This is a genomic window from Nocardioides sp. LHG3406-4, from assembly GCF_049897745.1.
Lineage (GTDB): Bacteria > Actinomycetota > Actinomycetes > Propionibacteriales > Nocardioidaceae > Nocardioides.
The window spans coordinates 98,982-113,402 of record NZ_JAFCWV010000007.1 but is presented as its reverse complement, the minus strand read 5'-3'; the positions used below and the strand labels follow the sequence as shown (position 1 = coordinate 113,402).

Annotated in this window: 19 protein-coding genes; 11 read left to right on the top strand and 8 right to left on the bottom strand. The window is 70.8% G+C overall.

The window, feature by feature from the left end:
* The first annotated feature begins 166 nt into the window (after positions 1–166).
* A complete protein-coding gene (locus ACP7BP_RS20340; RefSeq protein ID WP_426247364.1) occupies positions 167–1,504 on the top strand; it encodes a DUF2088 domain-containing protein in 1,338 nt (445 codons plus the stop codon).
* Positions 1,501–2,190 carry a GntR family transcriptional regulator gene (locus ACP7BP_RS20335; RefSeq protein ID WP_426247362.1) on the top strand — a complete coding sequence of 230 codons (690 nt, stop codon included), beginning with the start codon at positions 1,501–1,503 and terminating at the stop codon, positions 2,188–2,190. The genes ACP7BP_RS20340 and ACP7BP_RS20335 overlap by 4 nt, the downstream gene beginning before the upstream one ends.
* Positions 2,191–2,218: 28 nt before the next feature.
* Here the strand turns inward: ACP7BP_RS20335 and ACP7BP_RS20330 are convergent, their stop codons facing one another.
* On the bottom strand, positions 2,219–3,892 hold the full coding sequence (locus ACP7BP_RS20330; RefSeq protein ID WP_426247361.1) for a dihydroxy-acid dehydratase: 1,674 nt from the start codon (positions 3,890–3,892) through the stop codon (positions 2,219–2,221).
* A 95-nt stretch (positions 3,893–3,987) separates the two neighbouring features.
* On the opposite strand from ACP7BP_RS20330, the gene ACP7BP_RS20325 reads away from it, so the two are divergent.
* Positions 3,988–4,665 (top strand): DUF402 domain-containing protein, encoded by a 678-nt coding sequence (locus ACP7BP_RS20325; protein ID WP_426247359.1) that lies wholly within the window; start codon positions 3,988–3,990, stop codon positions 4,663–4,665.
* On the opposite strand, the gene ACP7BP_RS20320 is transcribed toward ACP7BP_RS20325, so the two are convergent.
* Genes ACP7BP_RS20320 through ACP7BP_RS20310 form a run of 3 tightly spaced genes read right to left on the bottom strand, consistent with a single transcriptional unit; the run spans position 4,662 to position 6,018 of the window.
* Positions 4,662–4,991, bottom strand: a complete 330-nt coding sequence (locus ACP7BP_RS20320; RefSeq protein WP_426247357.1) for a MazG nucleotide pyrophosphohydrolase domain-containing protein — start codon at positions 4,989–4,991, stop codon at positions 4,662–4,664. The two genes, ACP7BP_RS20325 and ACP7BP_RS20320, sit on opposite strands and share 4 nt — an antisense overlap.
* Before the next feature lie 14 nt (positions 4,992–5,005).
* Positions 5,006–5,437, bottom strand: coding sequence for an HIT family protein (locus tag ACP7BP_RS20315; RefSeq protein ID WP_426247355.1), 432 nt, complete (start codon positions 5,435–5,437; stop codon positions 5,006–5,008).
* A gap of 47 nt (positions 5,438–5,484) precedes the next feature.
* Positions 5,485–6,018, bottom strand: coding sequence for a DUF402 domain-containing protein (locus tag ACP7BP_RS20310; RefSeq protein ID WP_426247353.1), 534 nt, complete (start codon positions 6,016–6,018; stop codon positions 5,485–5,487).
* A gap of 102 nt (positions 6,019–6,120) precedes the next feature.
* Here ACP7BP_RS20310 and ACP7BP_RS20305 point away from each other — a divergent pair, with 102 nt between their 5' ends.
* Positions 6,121–6,333: a hypothetical protein gene (locus ACP7BP_RS20305; RefSeq protein WP_426247351.1), complete on the top strand. Its 213-nt coding sequence runs from the start codon at positions 6,121–6,123 to the stop codon at positions 6,331–6,333.
* Entirely contained in the window at positions 6,309–6,518 is a 210-nt protein-coding gene (locus ACP7BP_RS20300) for a hypothetical protein (RefSeq protein WP_426247349.1), read from the top strand. Before ACP7BP_RS20305 ends, ACP7BP_RS20300 begins: the two co-directional genes overlap by 25 nt.
* Positions 6,519–6,707: 189 nt before the next feature.
* On the opposite strand, the gene ACP7BP_RS20295 is transcribed toward ACP7BP_RS20300, so the two are convergent.
* The 4 genes from ACP7BP_RS20295 to ACP7BP_RS20280 form a co-directional block, all read right to left on the bottom strand.
* Positions 6,708–7,337 carry a GNAT family N-acetyltransferase gene (locus tag ACP7BP_RS20295; protein ID WP_426247347.1) on the bottom strand — a complete coding sequence of 210 codons (630 nt, stop codon included), beginning with the start codon at positions 7,335–7,337 and terminating at the stop codon, positions 6,708–6,710.
* The gene (locus ACP7BP_RS20290) at positions 7,325–7,894 is read right to left on the bottom strand and encodes a GrpB family protein (protein ID WP_426247345.1); all 570 of its coding nucleotides are present in this window, start codon (positions 7,892–7,894) and stop codon (positions 7,325–7,327) included. Before ACP7BP_RS20290 ends, ACP7BP_RS20295 begins: the two co-directional genes overlap by 13 nt.
* Positions 7,895–7,988: 94 nt before the next feature.
* Positions 7,989–8,552, bottom strand: coding sequence for an FAD-dependent oxidoreductase (locus ACP7BP_RS20285; RefSeq protein ID WP_426247344.1), 564 nt, complete (start codon positions 8,550–8,552; stop codon positions 7,989–7,991).
* Between the two features lie 104 nt (positions 8,553–8,656).
* Positions 8,657–9,373: a dienelactone hydrolase family protein gene (locus ACP7BP_RS20280; protein ID WP_426247342.1), complete on the bottom strand. Its 717-nt coding sequence runs from the start codon at positions 9,371–9,373 to the stop codon at positions 8,657–8,659.
* An 82-nt stretch (positions 9,374–9,455) separates the two neighbouring features.
* Here ACP7BP_RS20280 and ACP7BP_RS20275 point away from each other — a divergent pair, with 82 nt between their 5' ends.
* From ACP7BP_RS20275 to ACP7BP_RS20250, 6 genes are all read left to right on the top strand, one after another.
* Positions 9,456–10,322 (top strand): LysR family transcriptional regulator, encoded by an 867-nt coding sequence (locus tag ACP7BP_RS20275; RefSeq protein ID WP_426247340.1) that lies wholly within the window; start codon positions 9,456–9,458, stop codon positions 10,320–10,322.
* A gap of 50 nt (positions 10,323–10,372) precedes the next feature.
* Positions 10,373–10,687 carry a hypothetical protein gene (locus ACP7BP_RS20270; RefSeq protein ID WP_426247338.1) on the top strand — a complete coding sequence of 105 codons (315 nt, stop codon included), beginning with the start codon at positions 10,373–10,375 and terminating at the stop codon, positions 10,685–10,687.
* Positions 10,688–10,697: 10 nt separating this feature from the next.
* A complete protein-coding gene (locus tag ACP7BP_RS20265; RefSeq protein WP_426247337.1) occupies positions 10,698–11,903 on the top strand; it encodes a C2 family cysteine protease in 1,206 nt (401 codons plus the stop codon).
* Positions 11,904–11,920: 17 nt separating this feature from the next.
* Positions 11,921–12,304, top strand: a complete 384-nt coding sequence (locus ACP7BP_RS20260; protein WP_426247335.1) for a hypothetical protein — start codon at positions 11,921–11,923, stop codon at positions 12,302–12,304.
* A complete protein-coding gene (locus ACP7BP_RS20255; protein WP_426247333.1) occupies positions 12,301–12,864 on the top strand; it encodes a hypothetical protein in 564 nt (187 codons plus the stop codon). The genes ACP7BP_RS20260 and ACP7BP_RS20255 overlap by 4 nt, the downstream gene beginning before the upstream one ends.
* A 126-nt stretch (positions 12,865–12,990) precedes the next feature.
* Positions 12,991–14,313 carry a molybdopterin-dependent oxidoreductase gene (locus tag ACP7BP_RS20250; protein WP_426247332.1) on the top strand — a complete coding sequence of 441 codons (1,323 nt, stop codon included), beginning with the start codon at positions 12,991–12,993 and terminating at the stop codon, positions 14,311–14,313.
* Positions 14,314–14,421: the final 108 nt, after the last annotated feature.

Below are 14,421 nucleotides of genomic sequence, written 5' to 3'. Positions count from 1 at the left end.
GGGGCGTGCGGGCTCGCAGATCCCCGTGGGTGAGCCGACGCTACAACTAAGTAGGATTGTTGACAAGTAGTCTTCTGACAGTCGACGTGTCACCGTGACCGGTCTACGCTGCGGCGACACCGCACGGAATCGACAGGCAATATCGACGGGGAATCGAGGCGTCGCCGTGGGCACCAGTGGAGCTGTGACCGGGCCGGTCCTGGCCGAGAGCGCCGCGCTCTGCGCCCGGATGGCGCCCTGGCGCAGGGTGAGCACCCAGTTCCCACGGCTCGGCCTGGCCGACCCGGCCGGCACCCTGCGCGAGCGGCTCCGCGCTCACCACTTCGAAGGGACCGAGGGAGCCGGGGGGATCTGGCCGGGGGCGACGGTCGCCATCGCGGTGGGCAGCCGCGGCATCTCCGGGCTGCCGGGCCTGGTCCGTGCCGTCGCGGACTTCGTGCGCGAGCGGGGCGCGTCGCCGGTCGTCGTACCCGCGATGGGCAGCCACGGCGGCGGTACGCCGGCCGGGCAGCTCGAGGTGCTGGCGGCGCTCGGGGTGTCCGAGGCGAGCATGGGCTGCCCGGTGCGCGCCGATGCCGGCACCGAGCTCGTGGGCACCGTCGAGGGGATCGACGTCCACCTCTCGCGGTACGTCGTCCGCGAGGTCGACGCGGTGATCCCGGTCGCCCGGGTCAAGCCGCACACCGACTTCCGGGGCCGGGTCGAGAGCGGCGTCCTGAAGATGCTGGCGGTCGGACTCGGCCAGCACGCGGGCGCCGACTCGCTCCACCGGGTGCCGCCGGCGGAGTTCAGCGCCGCTGTCGAGGCGGTCGGGACGTTCGTGCTGGGAGCTGTCGCCGTCCCCCTCAGCGTCGCGGTCGTCGAGGACGCCTACGACCAGGTCGCGATGGTCGAGGTGCTCGGACCCGGTGAGCTGCTCGAGCGCGAGGTCGAGCTCCTGGTCGAGGCGAGGTCGCTGATGCCCCGTCTTCCGTTCGCCGAGGCCGACATCCTGATCGTGCAGGAGCTCGGGAAGAACATCTCCGGCACCGGGATGGACCCCAACATCACCGGCCGCTACTACCGCCCCACTCCCTCCGACGCCTCCGTCGGCCGGGTGGTGACGCTCGAGCTCACCCACGAGACCCACGGCAACGCGTGCGGCGTCGGGATGGCCGACATCGTGACCCGCCGACTCGCCGACGGGATCGACTGGCGGTCGACGTACACGAACGAGGTGGCGGCGCGGATGCTGGAAGGGGCGCGACTGCCCCTGGTCGCCGAGGACGACGAGGACGCGATCGGCATCGCCCTCCACAGCCTGGGGAAGCGCGACCCGGAGGCCGCTCGCATCGCCTGGATCCGCAACACCCTCGCCGCTGCCGAGCTCTGGGTCAGCGAGCCCCTCTGGAACGAGCTGGACGACCGGGACCGCCTGGTCACGCGCGGGGAACCGACACCGCCGTCCTTCGTGAATGGCAGACTGGTGCTTCCTTCGGAGGACGAGCTAGGAAGACGGTCATGAGCCTGATGAACTCACCGAGCGACGGCGAGTTGACGCACATCGACCTGCGGTCGACCGCAGAGCAGATCGCCGAGCAGCTGCGCAGCGCCGTGCTCCACGGGCGACTGGTCGCCGACGAGCAGCTCAGCGAGGCCGAGCTCGCCAGCCGCTTCGGTGTCAGTCGCGGGCCGATCCGGGAGGCCATGCAGCGGCTCATGCAGGAGGGCCTGCTGACCCGGGCCCGCAACCGAGGCGTCTTCGTGGTGGCCTTCGACCAGGCGGACATCCAGGACATCTACGGCGCCCGCTCGGCGATCGAGTGCGCCGCGGCCGAGCGTCTCCTCGCCGGCGGCGCGGATCGCGCGATCCAGCGGCTCAGCGACTGCTACGCCGTGATGCAGGAGGCGGCGCGGGCCGGAGACAAGACCGCGCTCACCAACGCCGACCTGGAGTTCCACTCCGCCCTCGTCGAGGAGTCGGGCAGCGTCCGGCTCCTGCGCATCCAGCGGACCCTGCTGGTCGAGTCCCGGATCTGCATGACGCAGCTCGAGGGCCGCTACACCCAGCCGATGGCCGCCGTCCAGGAGCACGTCGACATCGTCAACGCCATGCGCGAGGGCGATACCGACGTCGTCAAGCAGCTCATCCTGCGCCACATGCAGACCGCGGTCGACCTGCTGACCGATCCCCAGGCCGACGAGGGCTGAGCAGCAGCCGACGTGCTGACGCCGTGAGTCAGCGCGGCAGGACAGCGCCCTCGCAGGCCGGCGCCACGTTGTCGGCGTAGAACTTCAGGTAGCCGCGGGTGACGTTGGGCTCGGGCGCGACGTACGCCGCCCGGCGCCGCTCCAGCTCGTCGGCGCTGACCTCCAGGTCGAGCCGACGTTCGGGCAGGTCGATGATGATCGTGTCGCCGTCCTCCACCAGCCCGATCGGACCGCCGCTGGCCGCCTCGGGGCCGACGTACCCGATGGCCGGGCCGTGCGAGGCGCCGGAGAAGCGCCCGTCGGTGATCAGGGCGACCGACTCGGACAGGCCCATGCCGATGACCGCCGAGGTCGCGCCGAGCATCTCGCGCATGCCCGGCCCACCCTTGGGTCCCTCGTAGCGGATGATGATGGCCGTGCCGGGCTGGATCTCGCCCGCCAGGGTCGCCTCGATGGCGCCCTCCTCGTTGTCGAAGACCCGTGCCGTTCCCTGGAAGCTCCACATCGAGGGCGCGACCCCGGAGGCCTTGACCACGGCGCCGTCGGGCGCCAGGGTGCCGCGGAGGATGAAGATCGCCCCCTCGGGGGCGTGCGCGGTGTCGGGCGACTTCAGCAGCTCCGGGTTGAGGTTCTCGGCAGCCTCCGCGATCTCCCCGGTGGTCTTGCCGGAGACGGTGATCGTCGAGGGGTGGATCAGGTCGCCGAGCTCCTTGAGGACGGCCGGCACGCCGCCGGCCTCGCCGAGCTCGGTGACGCCCCAGGGGCCCGACGGCGCGATCTTGGCCAGGGTCGGGGTGTCGCGGCCGAGGCGGTCGATGTCCTCGAAGCCCAGCTCGATGCCCGCCTCCTTCGCCATCGCGATGAAGTGGAGGACCAGGTTCGTCGAGCCGGAGACCGCCAGGGACACCCGCAGGGCGTTCTCGAAGGCCTCGCGGGTCAGGATGTCGCTCGGGCGGACGTCGTCGCGGATCAGGTCGAGGATCCGCATGCCGGTGTACTTCGCCGCCCGGATCTGGGCGTTCGTGCCACCGGCCAGGGTGCCGCTGCCGGGCAGGGACATCCCCAGCGCCTCGGTGTAGATGCCCGCGGTGTTGCCCGAGGTCATCGTGTCGCCCGCGCCGTTGCCGGGGAAGAGCCGGTCCTCCCACTCGCGGAGCTCTTCCTCGGAGAGGGCACCACGGACGGCCTCGCCGACGCCGTCGTACACCGTCTCGAGGAAGAGCTTCTTGCCGCGGTACTCCCCGTACTTCGTCGGGCCGCAGTAGAGCAGGATGGACGGCAGGTTGAGCCGGGCCGCGGCCATCATCATGCCGGGCGTCGGCTTGTCGCCGCCGGTGAGCAGCACCAGTGCGTCGACGCCGTGGCCCTCGGCCATCAGCTCGACCGAGTCGGCGACGACGTCGCGGCTGGGCAGCACGTAGCGCATGCTGCGCGCCGCGAAGGCCTCGCTGTCGGTGACGTGGAAGGTGTTGAACTCCAGCGGGGTCCCGCCGGCCATCCGCACGCCCGCCTTGACGGCGTCGGCGAGGGTGCGCAGGTGCGCGTTCTCCGGCGAGAAGTCCTGATAGGTGTTCGCGATGAGGACCAGCGGGCGGGCGAGCTCCTCGTCGGTGAAGCCCGCTCCCTTGATCCAGGCGCGCTGCAGGCTGCGCTGGATTCCCTGAAACTGGGCGGTGCTCCGGGGCGTGCTGATCTCCGTCATGGGCGGGATGTTGGCACGCGGACTGTCAGCATGTCAACAATCTGCACTCCCGGCGGAACAAGGACCTCGGCACCGGATCGCCTAGATTCGAGCGCGTGCATGAGCGCTCGCAGCGGCCGTCGGGCAGTCCGCCGTACTGGCCCGCCGGCACGCACGTCATGTGGCGGGAGGGCGACGGGCCGCTCGGCACGGGCGCGACCGTCGTCGACCCCTCGGTGCCGCACTTCGCCCAGCCGGTGACCGTGGTGCGCGACGACGCCGACGCCCTGGTCGTGTGGCTGCCGACCGGGACGCCGGTGCTGCGTGCCGCGCGGGCCGACGGGCTGGGCAAGCGGGACGACCCGATCACGCTCTTCACCGCAGGGCTGGTGCAGGACCGCGGAGTCCACGCCGACTTCCACCAGCTGCGGATCGCGCCCACGGGGCGGCCCTGGTCGGTGTGGGTCTTCTTCAGCGAGGCCACAGCGGCGTTCGCGGGTTGGTACGTCAACCTCGAGAGGCCCCACGTCCGCGACGAGCACGCGGTCTACACCAGCGACCACGTTCTCGATCTGGTCGTCGCGCCGGATCGCTCCCTGGTTCGCAAGGATGAGGACGAGCTCGCGCTGGCTGTGGCGCAGGGCGTCTTCGACGCGGCCGCCGCGGAGTCGATCACGAGGGACGTGGCCAGGGTGGAGGCCCTGGTCGCCGAGTGGGGCTCACCCTTCTGCGACGGCTGGGAGCGTTTCCGGCCCGACCCCGCCTGGCCGGTCCCCGGCCTGGACCCGGGCTAGAAGGTGTCCCGGGCCGCCCCGAGGTGCTCGCTCAGCGAGTCCATCGTGTCGCCGAACGCGGACTCGAGGTCCACGCCGTAGGCGTCAGCGAGGGTGATGACGCTCCACAGGCAGTCGGCGAGCTCGTGGGCGAGCGCACTGTCGAGGTCGTCGCGCGGGCGCACCCCGGCCTTGCCCTGCACGAGCTTGGCGAGGTCTCCGACGTCGCCGAGGAACCCGAGCATGATCTCCTCGGTCGTCCAGGCGCGGCCGTACCTGGACGCCTCCATGTCGGCGTACTGCGCACGCACGGCACGCGCCTTGGCCTGCATCTCCTGGAAGTCCATGCGCCCATCCTCACTCAGATGAGCGTGCGCGGGAGCTCGAGCTCGGCTGCCAGGGCGTCTGCGTACGGCGCGCGCTCCGGGCCGTCGACCCACCTGCTGTGACGGTGCCGCTCGTACAGACCGTCGCCATGGTGCCGGGGGAAGACGTGGACGTGCAGGTGCCAGACATCCTGGTCGCCCGCCGGCTCGTTGTGCTGCCGGATCGAGATGCCGTCGCACGAGTACGCCGTGCGCATCGCGACCGCCACCTCCTGGACCAGGTCCCACACGGCGTGCCCCGCTGCTGAGGGGAGGTCGTAGACGTTCTCGTGGTGAGCGCGCGGGATCACCAGCGCCGCGCCCGGATTGGCCGGCCACCACTTCGGCGAGATGCGCGCGAACGCCAACTCGGTGACCCCGACGACGTCGCCCGGCTGGTTGTGCTCGTCGAAGACTCCACGCTGCATCCGGCAGAAGGGACAGGCGTAGCCCTCCGGTTGGTGGCTCCGCCTGTTCAAGGGGTCCAGCCGTCCCAGCGACTCCACCACCGGGTGTTCGAGTCCAGCAGATCGGTGACCTCGGCGGCCGCGGCGAGGACGCGGCCGACGTCGTCCTGGTCGATGCGCCCCTGGACTCGCTGCCAGTGCAGGTCCGCCACGTCCTTCCACTCTCGCCCGCCGTCGGGACGCACGATCAGATCCAGGCCGTGGTCGTCGGTCTCGAAGCCCTCGGGCCCACGCACGATCGGTGCCTCGAAGTTGATGTACCAGTGCAGGAAGGAGCCATCGGCGTCGAAGAACTTCCAGACCGCGTAGTGATCGCTGGCCCGGTGGAGCTGGAGCACCACGGTCGCCCCCCAGGCGGACTGCGAGCTCCAGGGGTGCGGCCCGAACGGATGCGGCGGGAAGGTGAACGGGGAGCCGGGGTCCAGGCGGACTCCAAGGGTCTCTCCGTCGTCGGAGACCACGGTCACGGGACTCTGCATCCACACCTGGTGGTGCAGCACCTCGAACCGTTGGATCGTCGAACCGGGCTCGTAGACGCTCACGGGCAGCGACACTATCCGGGCCCGCCGGTCGTGGCCGGGACCCGCAGAGGCGCCGGCGCGAGACGGTCCTACCGTTCGCTCGTCGATCGGTGCGCCACCCACTTGAGTGCAAGTCCAAGCGACGCCGCACGGGGGCCTGAGGGGTCGGACCGGAACCGCCACATCCTGGTCGACAGCGTCTTCGACGACCGCGAGCGGATGCCGACCTACTGGGGCGCGGCCACGATCGGGCTGCTGTGGATGATCGGGACCTTCGGCCTGCTGGTCTCCGGGCCGGTCACCTGGTGGCCGTGGTCGGTGCCGACGTCGTGGTGAAGTACGCCGACATCCAGGGAGTCGAGCGGTGGGTGACCCGTCGTACCCGGGACCACGCGTCGATGCCCGGCGACGGTCGGGTCCAGGTGCTGTTCGATCCGCTGCAGCCCGACCGCGACGATCTCGTCTTCGTCTCCTTCCACCGCGACCCCCATCCGACCGAGTGGGTCGGCGGCACGGTCTAGGCTCGGGTCCCGGGGAAGGAGAGCGTCAGTCCACCGATGCAGCGCGCGGGCACCTCAGTGGTGTCAGCACCTTCGGAGGAGGACGCGTGGCCCCCAGGAACAGCACCCAGGACTGGTGGGAACGCCACGGCAGCGCGGCTCGCGAAGCCGCCTCCGAGGTTCCCGCCTGCATGCCGGGGGCACGCCGGGCTATTCCGGCACTCCAGGGTCTGCTCGAGCCGTTCGCCGACGCTGAGTGCGCCAGTCGGCGCGGCTGAGCTCGTAGCCGACCTCGTCGTACTCCGAGTCCAGGAGTCGATCGTCACCGGCCCTCGTCCACGTGGCGGTATGCGTCATTGCGAGCTTCTCGAGCACGCGCCGGGATCGGGTGTTCCCCGACTTCGTGCTGGCGAAGACCCGCTCGATGCCTGGGTCGGCGAAGGCCTGCCCGACCATGGCGCGCGCGCCCTCGGTAGCGAGTCCTCGACCCCAGCCGGCGGTGCACAGCCGGTAGCCGATGCCGGATGTCTCAGGCCGTGGTGCGAACCAGGACGCCGACCACCACCCGACGAACTCCGCGTCCTCGAAGCCGAGCCAGTAGCCCAGGCCCCGTGCCGGGTTGCTCTGACGGGTGAGGCGCTGGCTCCACTCTGCGCGGGTCTCGGTGATGGTCGCGGCCCGGCCGCGGATATGGGTCATCACCGCAGGATCGGAGTTGAGCTGGATGAGCAGCCCGAGATCAGCCTCCTCCACTGGCCGAAGCTCGAGGCGATCGGTCGACAGGGCGGGGAGCGTGCTCTGCTGCGGCTCGTCGGCGCCCATCACGGCTACGGCGACCATCCGACGTCGGTCGCCCAGCGCTCGGCGGCGTCCATCACCAGGTCGCACACAGGGTCCTTCACGTCGTAGTAGGCGGTGACGTCGTCGGGGTGCAGCCGGGCCAGGGCCAGCTTGACCTGGGCGTAGGCAGCGGCAGCGGGGGCCGAGTGGCGCAGGTAGTCGCGGAACAACAGGGCGTAGCGGTGGTTGGGCCGCCCGGTCGCGCGGACGTGCAGGTGGACCGGCCGCCACGACGCTGGGCAGCGGAAGTAGCGCTTCTCCCACGCCGCGGGGTCGCCCTGGTCGCCCGGCGGCACGTGATCGGTGGTGATGTCGGTGGCCGTGGCGCCGAGCTGCTCGAAGCCCGGCACGAGGCGCGGGTCGTCGAGATCGGCAACGCCGACCTGGACGTCGATGATGTCCTTGGCCGCGAGGCCGGGCACCGACGTGGAGCCGATGTGGTCGATGCGGACCACCACCTCGCCCAGTGCGTCATGCAGGAGAGCTTCTACGGCGGCGAACTCGGCCGGCCACTGCTCGTCGTACGGCTGGACGACGATGCGGGGAGTGGCGCTCACGTGGACGATTCTGGCACCGCTTCTCGCTGCTCTCATTCAGCTGGTCCTGCCGCAGCAGCCCAGGCCGGGGATCGCCGGCCTGGGCCCGCGACCGTCACGCGACGATCTTGCCGAACACCTCGTTGAACGTCTCGGTCGAGCTGGGGTGGGTGTAGATGGAGTTCTGCAGCTCGGTCGCGGTGATGCCGTGCCGCATGGCCAGCGCCACCGTGTTGATCAGCTCCTGGGCGTCGATGCTGTGCAGCGCTGCGCCGGGGATCCGGTCCGTCGTGGGGTCGACGACGAACTTCATCAGGCCGTGCGTCTCCTCGACCGTGTACGCGCGCGGCATGGCGACGATGTCTGCGACGTTCTCGCGCGCCACCTTGATGTCGAGACCCTGCGCCCGGGCCTCGGTCTCAGTGAGCCCGACGGTGGCGAGTGGTGGTGTCACGAAGAGGGTGTGCGGCACCGCCACCCGGTCGCCGGTGCTGCGCTTCCCGTCGCCGAGGAGCTGGTCGAGCACGATCCGGGCGTCGTCCAGCGCGATGTAGGTGAACTGCGGTCCCCCGTTGACGTCGCCGACGGCGAAGATGTGCTGCTGGGAGGTCCGCAGGTGCCCGTCGACCTCGACCGCCCCGTCGGGCGCCGTCTGGACTCCGGCGGCGTCAAGCCGCATGTCTTTCGCGGCGAGGTGGGCAAGACGCCGGCTCGCTTCCGACGCGATCAGTTGGCCGGCCGGAGGACCCCCGCCTGAACTCGGCCGGCGCACCCACATGCAGGTCAGCCGCCCAGGTCGAGGTGCGCGAGGATCCGCCGCCAGGCGCGGTCGGCCGCTTCGGCGTCGTACGCCTCGCGGGCCGGTGAGAGGAAGCCGTGGCCGACGCCGGGCAGCAGGAGCGTGTCGTGCCCCTCGGTCGTCAGCGCACGCTGGAGCATCGCCTGCTCTTCGGGCTGGATCAGCCGGTCCTCGCCGCCGACCACGACCAGGAGGCCCCCTTCCACCTTCCCGAGGCTGTCGATCGCGCGGAGGCGCGACGAGATGGGCGGGGTCGTCGACGTCAGCCATCCCGGATACGCCAAGGCGATGCGAGCGAGCGGGAGCTCGACGGCGGCGAGGAAGCCGGCGTACCCGCCGACGCTCAGGCCGAGGAGGCCGCACTCGGAGACGGGTCGGGACAGCAGAGAGGCGGCCGCGCGCACGTCCTCGACCAGCTGATCCGCCGTGAGGGACCCCAGCGCGTCCAATCCGGTGGCTCGACCTGCCTCGCTCTCAGGAAGGACCATCGCCCCGGGGGTGCGATGGAAGAGGTCGGGACAGACGACCTCGGCCCCGGCATCGGCGAGCCGGTCGCAGACCGCCAGCACGTGCGGGGTGAGCCCGAAGAGCTCGGGAAGGACGACGACCGAGGAGCTGTGGTCGCCATCGAGCGGGCCGGTGAGGTAGCACGGGACGGAGTCGGCCACCGCCAGGCGTCGATCAAGGGTTGTCGTGGACACGCTCCCATGCTCCAGGGACCCTGGCCCATCGGTCAAAGACATGGATACGATGACCCCCATAACCTAGGAGGATGGGGCGTCCGTGGAGCTTCGGACCCTGGCGTACGCCGAGGCGGTGGCCCGGCTGGGTGGCTTCACCCGTGCCGCGCGGGAGCTGCACGTGGCGCAGCCCGCGGTCTCGACCCAGATCGCCCAGCTCGAGCGCGAGCTCGGGGTCCGGCTGTTCGTGCGCACTCCCCGCGGAGTGACCACCACCGAAGCCGGCGAGCTTCTCGTTGCGCGCGCGCGCAGGATCCTGACCGAGGCCGCGGCCGTCCATGCCGACATCGACGCCCTCCGCGGGCTCGTGACCGGCCGCCTCAACATCGGAGCAACCCCCCTGTTGGGCGGCGTCGACCTGGCCGGCGCCCTCGCGGCCTTCCGCCGCGCCCATCCCCACGTGGTCGTGAGAACCCACACCGACCTCGTCGACCCGCTCCTCGTCGCGCTGGACTCCGCGCAGCTCGACGTCGTCCTCGGACCGGTCGAGGACCCAGGGGCGGCGCGCCACCAGGTCGACGTACTCGCTGAGGAGTCCGTGGTCCTCGCCTGCCCACCCGGTCTTTCGCCACCACCACGAGACCTGGCCGAGGCGAGCAGCCACGAGTTCGTCTGCCTGCCGGCCACGAGCGGGCTCCGCCGGATCCTCGACCGGGCAGCACACGAGGCGAACGTGACCCTGGCCGTCACCACGGAGGTGGCGACGACGTCCCAGATCCGCGAGTTCGTCGCCGCCGGGCTCGGTGTCGCGCTCCTGGCCGCGAGTGCGGCGCGAGGTCCGGGGCCGGAGATCCGCGTCATCGAGCTCGACCCTCCGGTGCCGCACCCGCCGTTCGCCGCACTCAGACCCACCGGCCGAAGCTCGCCGGCCGCGGATGCCTTCGTCGCCCTGCTTCTAGCCAGCCGTTGAGCGTCGGATCCGCGCCTACGCACAGCGCTGCCCGAGCGCGGAGTTTCGCGATGTCCGACCTGGGGAATGCATCCGGCATGGACATCGAGGTCTCCCCAGCCGGGGTCATCGCCAGCGCGGACGCCGTCGCCGCGGCGGCACAGCAGCTCTCCGCCGGCAGCTCGCCGAGTGCCGCGGGCAACGACGGCTTCATGCTGAGCGGCGCCATCAGCCAGTTCTCCTCCCAGATGCAGCAGACGACCACCCAGGCCGCCGTGGACGCCGGCGCGACCGCCGAGAACCTGGAAGCGTCGGCGAAGCTGATGCGTCGTGTCGACGACGATGTCGAGACCGCGGCGATGTCGCTCTGGTCGCGACTCCAGTGAGGGCCGGGTCATGATCACCGTCAGCCAGCTCGCAGCCTTCGACCCGGCCACGTGGCGGTCGTCGGCCACGTGGTCGCGTTCCCAGGGCAAGACCGCGCAGAAGACCCAGCAGGAGCTGGAGGCGCAGGCGGCCGCCGTGGCCAAGGCCTGGCCCTCAGCCGTGGGTCAGCTCGCCGCCTCGGTGCTGCGCAACCAGGCGGCCAGCCATGGTGAGCTCGCCACGGCGTACGGCGACGGAGCCACCGTGATCGACGACGCCGCCGCCGGGATGGTGGACCTGCGCGCCAAGATCGAGACCGTGCAGAAGACCGTCGCCGGCGAGCCGTACCTGGACGGTCCCGACGACGCGGGCTTCGTGACGTCGACGTTCCCCCTCTCCCTGACGAAGCTGATCGAGTACCTCCAGCACCTGACCCTCGCCCGGCAGCTGACGCTGGCCGCGCGTGAGGTGCTCATGCAGGCGGACGGCCGCGACCGTCAGGCGACCCTCGCGCTGCTGGCGATGATCGGGATCGACCTGCCGCCGACCAACGACGGTCCGATCGACCTCACCGACGAGGGCATCAGGTTGCAGGCAGACCTCAACGGTCAGGACCGCTACGGCGACTGCACCACCTTGTCGACCCTCATCGGGATCGCGCACTCCGACCCGAGCTTCATCCGCGAGCACCTGGTGTGGGATCCGGCCAGCGGCACCTACCAGGTCACGCTCTACCAGGACGGGAAGCCCGTCACGGTGAGCGTCGACCCCTCCACGCTGCCCACGGACGGATCGCAACAGGCTGCGACCAACAAGCCGAGCTGGCTCTCGATCTACGAGCAGGCGATCCAGCAGCAGTTCGGCGACATCCCCAACGGCCAGTTCGAGGACGTGCCGATCGCCCGGATCACCGGTCACGACGTGCCCCTCGGTCCTCCGCCGTCGGCCGACGACATCCGCGCCGGGATGGACAAGGATCCCCCGGCGGTGATCACGGCCGACACCGCGAACGCCCCGAAGCAGCCCGATGACGTCGACCCGGCGAAGCGGGTCGTCCCCGGGCATACGTACGCCGTGACGGGCCTCGACTCCAGCGGCAACGTCGTCCTACAGAACCCGTGGGGCCCCAACGGTGGTTGGCATGATGGCAAGTACTACCCGGGCGAGGTGCACCTGACGCCACAGGAGTACCACCGGTGGTTCAGCAACGGCGCCGTCCTGAACCCGCCCTTCTGAGGACCGAGGAGACCGAGATGCTGAGAGATCCCGAAGTCCAGGAGCTCGCGCGCACGTACGGGCCCATGCTCGACGCCCTCCAACAGGCACTGGACGCCGAGTTCGGGCCGCTGAGCTGGGCGCCCCGCAGCGACCCCGCCGCCGCGACCCGCCACGACGGGAGCAGCGCGCTGCGCGTGGGAGCCATCAACGCGATCGGCGTACCCACCTCCCAGCTGGATCCGCCGGCGATCACCCGGGCCGTCAACCAGGTGCTGGCGCGATGGGACTTCCCGGAGCAGCCGGAGATGACCGGCAGCCCATCGGGAGAGCTCATCTGCGAGGCCGTCGACGACCGGGGAGCCGAGTTCACCCTGCTGATCAAGATGGCCGTCGACGCGTGGGTGGACCAGCCCCTGTGAAGCGTCTGCGATGGCGCGCCGTCGCGGTGCCCGTCGTCGCGGCGGCCGTGATGGTGTCGGGTTGCGGGAATGGAGACGGTGAGGTGAGCGCGGGCTCGGACGATCCATCCCCGGCGCCGACCAGCTCGCCGACTCCGCCCGGTCCGCCGCCGCCGACCGCCTCCTGGCAGCCACAGCCACCTGGACGACCCGTCGAAACCGGCTGGGTCAGGAGAGAGTACGCCGCCACCCTGGATGCCGCCGTCGCCTCCGCCGGTGACGCCCTGAGCTGGCCGGGCCAGGCACAGGTGTCGGCCGAGCGGTTCTCCGGCGTGTGCGTGGTCAAGCTGCAGCGGGTCGGGAGTGGGGCCTTCTCCCCCGACGTCCCTGCCCTCCAGCAGGCCCTCGCCACCGCCGTATCCGCTCAGGGCTTCGCTGACCTGGCCGTGATGAACGACCCCGGGGGCGCGCTAACGTTCGTGGCGCAGGACTCTCGTGACGCGCTCTTCGAGTTCCGCAGCAAGAGCGAGACCACCGTCGCCGTGCGGGTGGTCACCACCGACTCGGAGTGCGACACCTGACACGCACCTGACGGTCCTCCTCACGTTCGCGTGCTCAGCCGGCCGCACCCCTCACGGGCGGCGCAACACACCTGTACGCCCACCTTCCCCCGGCGTAGCGTTGACGGTTTCGAAAAGGAGGTCATCATGACCACGAGACCCATCAGCCGCCGCGACGTCCTGGCGGGTGGAGGAGCCACCCTCGCAGGATTGTCGGTGCTGCAGGTCACGGGCTCGGCCGAGGCGCTGGGCACCGGCAGCGCCGACTCCGTCCCATGGCTGCGCAACCACGGCGACCCACCCGAGACCTACCCCGGAAGTCCCCACGACGACGTGATCCTCTGGGAGGACCAGCCCCCTCCCTTCCCCGGCCCGGGCGTCGGCAACCAGCTGGTGTGGGAGGAGCTCTCGACGCGTCTCACCCCGGCCGACGACTTCTTCTACGTCAGCCACTACAACCATCCCGAGATCGACCCAACCACCTGGCGGCTGGGGATCGACGGGCTCGTCCGGCGTCCCGCGTCCCTGTCTGTGGCCCGCCTCAAGTCGCGACCCCGGAAGCGGGTCGAGTTCACGCTCGAGTGCTCGGGCAACACCGCCTTTCCGTTCTTCACGGGTGCCGTCGGCAACGCGGTGTGGGGCGGCGCATCCCTCGCTTCGGTGCTGAAGGAGGCTGCTCCGTTGGACTCTGCCGCCGAGGTCGTCTTCTGGGGTGCCGACGCCGGCACCGTGACCATCCGCGACAACCCCGGCATCCTCAGCCAGGGCACGACGGGTGCCGAGGCGCCCGTCCAGACGGGTGACGGCCTCGACATCACCATCACCGAGCAGTTCGCTCGCAGCATGACCATGGACGCCGCCATGGCGCCGGGCAACCTGCTCTGCTACGAGATGAACGGCGTACCCCTCCCCATCGAGCACGGATTCCCCGTCCGCCTCATCGCCCCCGGCTGGTACGGCGTGGCCAACGTCAAGTGGCTCTCGCGCATGGAGCTCATCGACCACAGGTTCGCCGGCAGGTTCATGGCCCGTGACTACGTCAGCTTCCGCGAGCGCACCGACCCGGCGGGGAACACCACGTGGACCTTCCAGACCGTCGGCCCCTTCCGGCTGAAGTCAGCGCCGGCCAAGGTCGTGAGGACCACGACAGGACCTCCCGCCCGGTACCGGGTGATCGGCGTCGCCTGGGGTGGGGCCATCGCCCGGGTCGAGGTCTCCATCGACGGCGGGCCGTGGCGCCGGGCGCGGGTGGTCGACTCGCGGTCTCGGGGCGGCTCGGTCCGAGGCCTGGCCTGGAAGTTCTGGACCTACGACTGGGGCAAGGCGCCGAGCGGCCGACACACCGTGACCTCCCGCGCGATCGACACGCACGGCGCGGTGCAACCGGCGCCGACCGACCCGGTCATCACCGAGCGCCGGACGTACTGGGAGGCCAACCAGCACATCACGCGCACGATCGTCCTGCCCTGATCCCGTCGACGACCACCCGCCGTGCGCCCTCCTGGGCGCGTCTCAGGACGGCTGGTCGCCGGGGACGGAGGATCGCCAGAGTCGGTGACGCCGTCCAACCGATGGCGG

Excerpts from the sequence above, each read along its gene's own strand:
- ACP7BP_RS20335 (WP_426247362.1), top strand. The coding sequence starts at position 1,501 with ATGAGCCTGATGAACTCACCGAGCGACGGCGAGTTGACGCACATCGAC.
- ACP7BP_RS20330 (WP_426247361.1), bottom strand. The coding sequence starts at position 3,892 with ATGACGGAGATCAGCACGCCCCGGAGCACCGCCCAGTTTCAGGGAATC.
- ACP7BP_RS20320 (WP_426247357.1), bottom strand. The coding sequence starts at position 4,991 with ATGGACTTCCAGGAGATGCAGGCCAAGGCGCGTGCCGTGCGTGCGCAG.
- ACP7BP_RS20315 (WP_426247355.1), bottom strand. The coding sequence starts at position 5,437 with ATGCAGCGTGGAGTCTTCGACGAGCACAACCAGCCGGGCGACGTCGTC.
- ACP7BP_RS20295 (WP_426247347.1), bottom strand. The coding sequence starts at position 7,337 with ATGGTCGCCGTAGCCGTGATGGGCGCCGACGAGCCGCAGCAGAGCACG.
- ACP7BP_RS20285 (WP_426247344.1), bottom strand. The coding sequence starts at position 8,552 with ATGCGGCTTGACGCCGCCGGAGTCCAGACGGCGCCCGACGGGGCGGTC.
- ACP7BP_RS20270 (WP_426247338.1), top strand. The coding sequence starts at position 10,373 with ATGTCCGACCTGGGGAATGCATCCGGCATGGACATCGAGGTCTCCCCA.
- ACP7BP_RS20265 (WP_426247337.1), top strand. The coding sequence starts at position 10,698 with ATGATCACCGTCAGCCAGCTCGCAGCCTTCGACCCGGCCACGTGGCGG.
- ACP7BP_RS20260 (WP_426247335.1), top strand. The coding sequence starts at position 11,921 with ATGCTGAGAGATCCCGAAGTCCAGGAGCTCGCGCGCACGTACGGGCCC.
- ACP7BP_RS20250 (WP_426247332.1), top strand. The coding sequence starts at position 12,991 with ATGACCACGAGACCCATCAGCCGCCGCGACGTCCTGGCGGGTGGAGGA.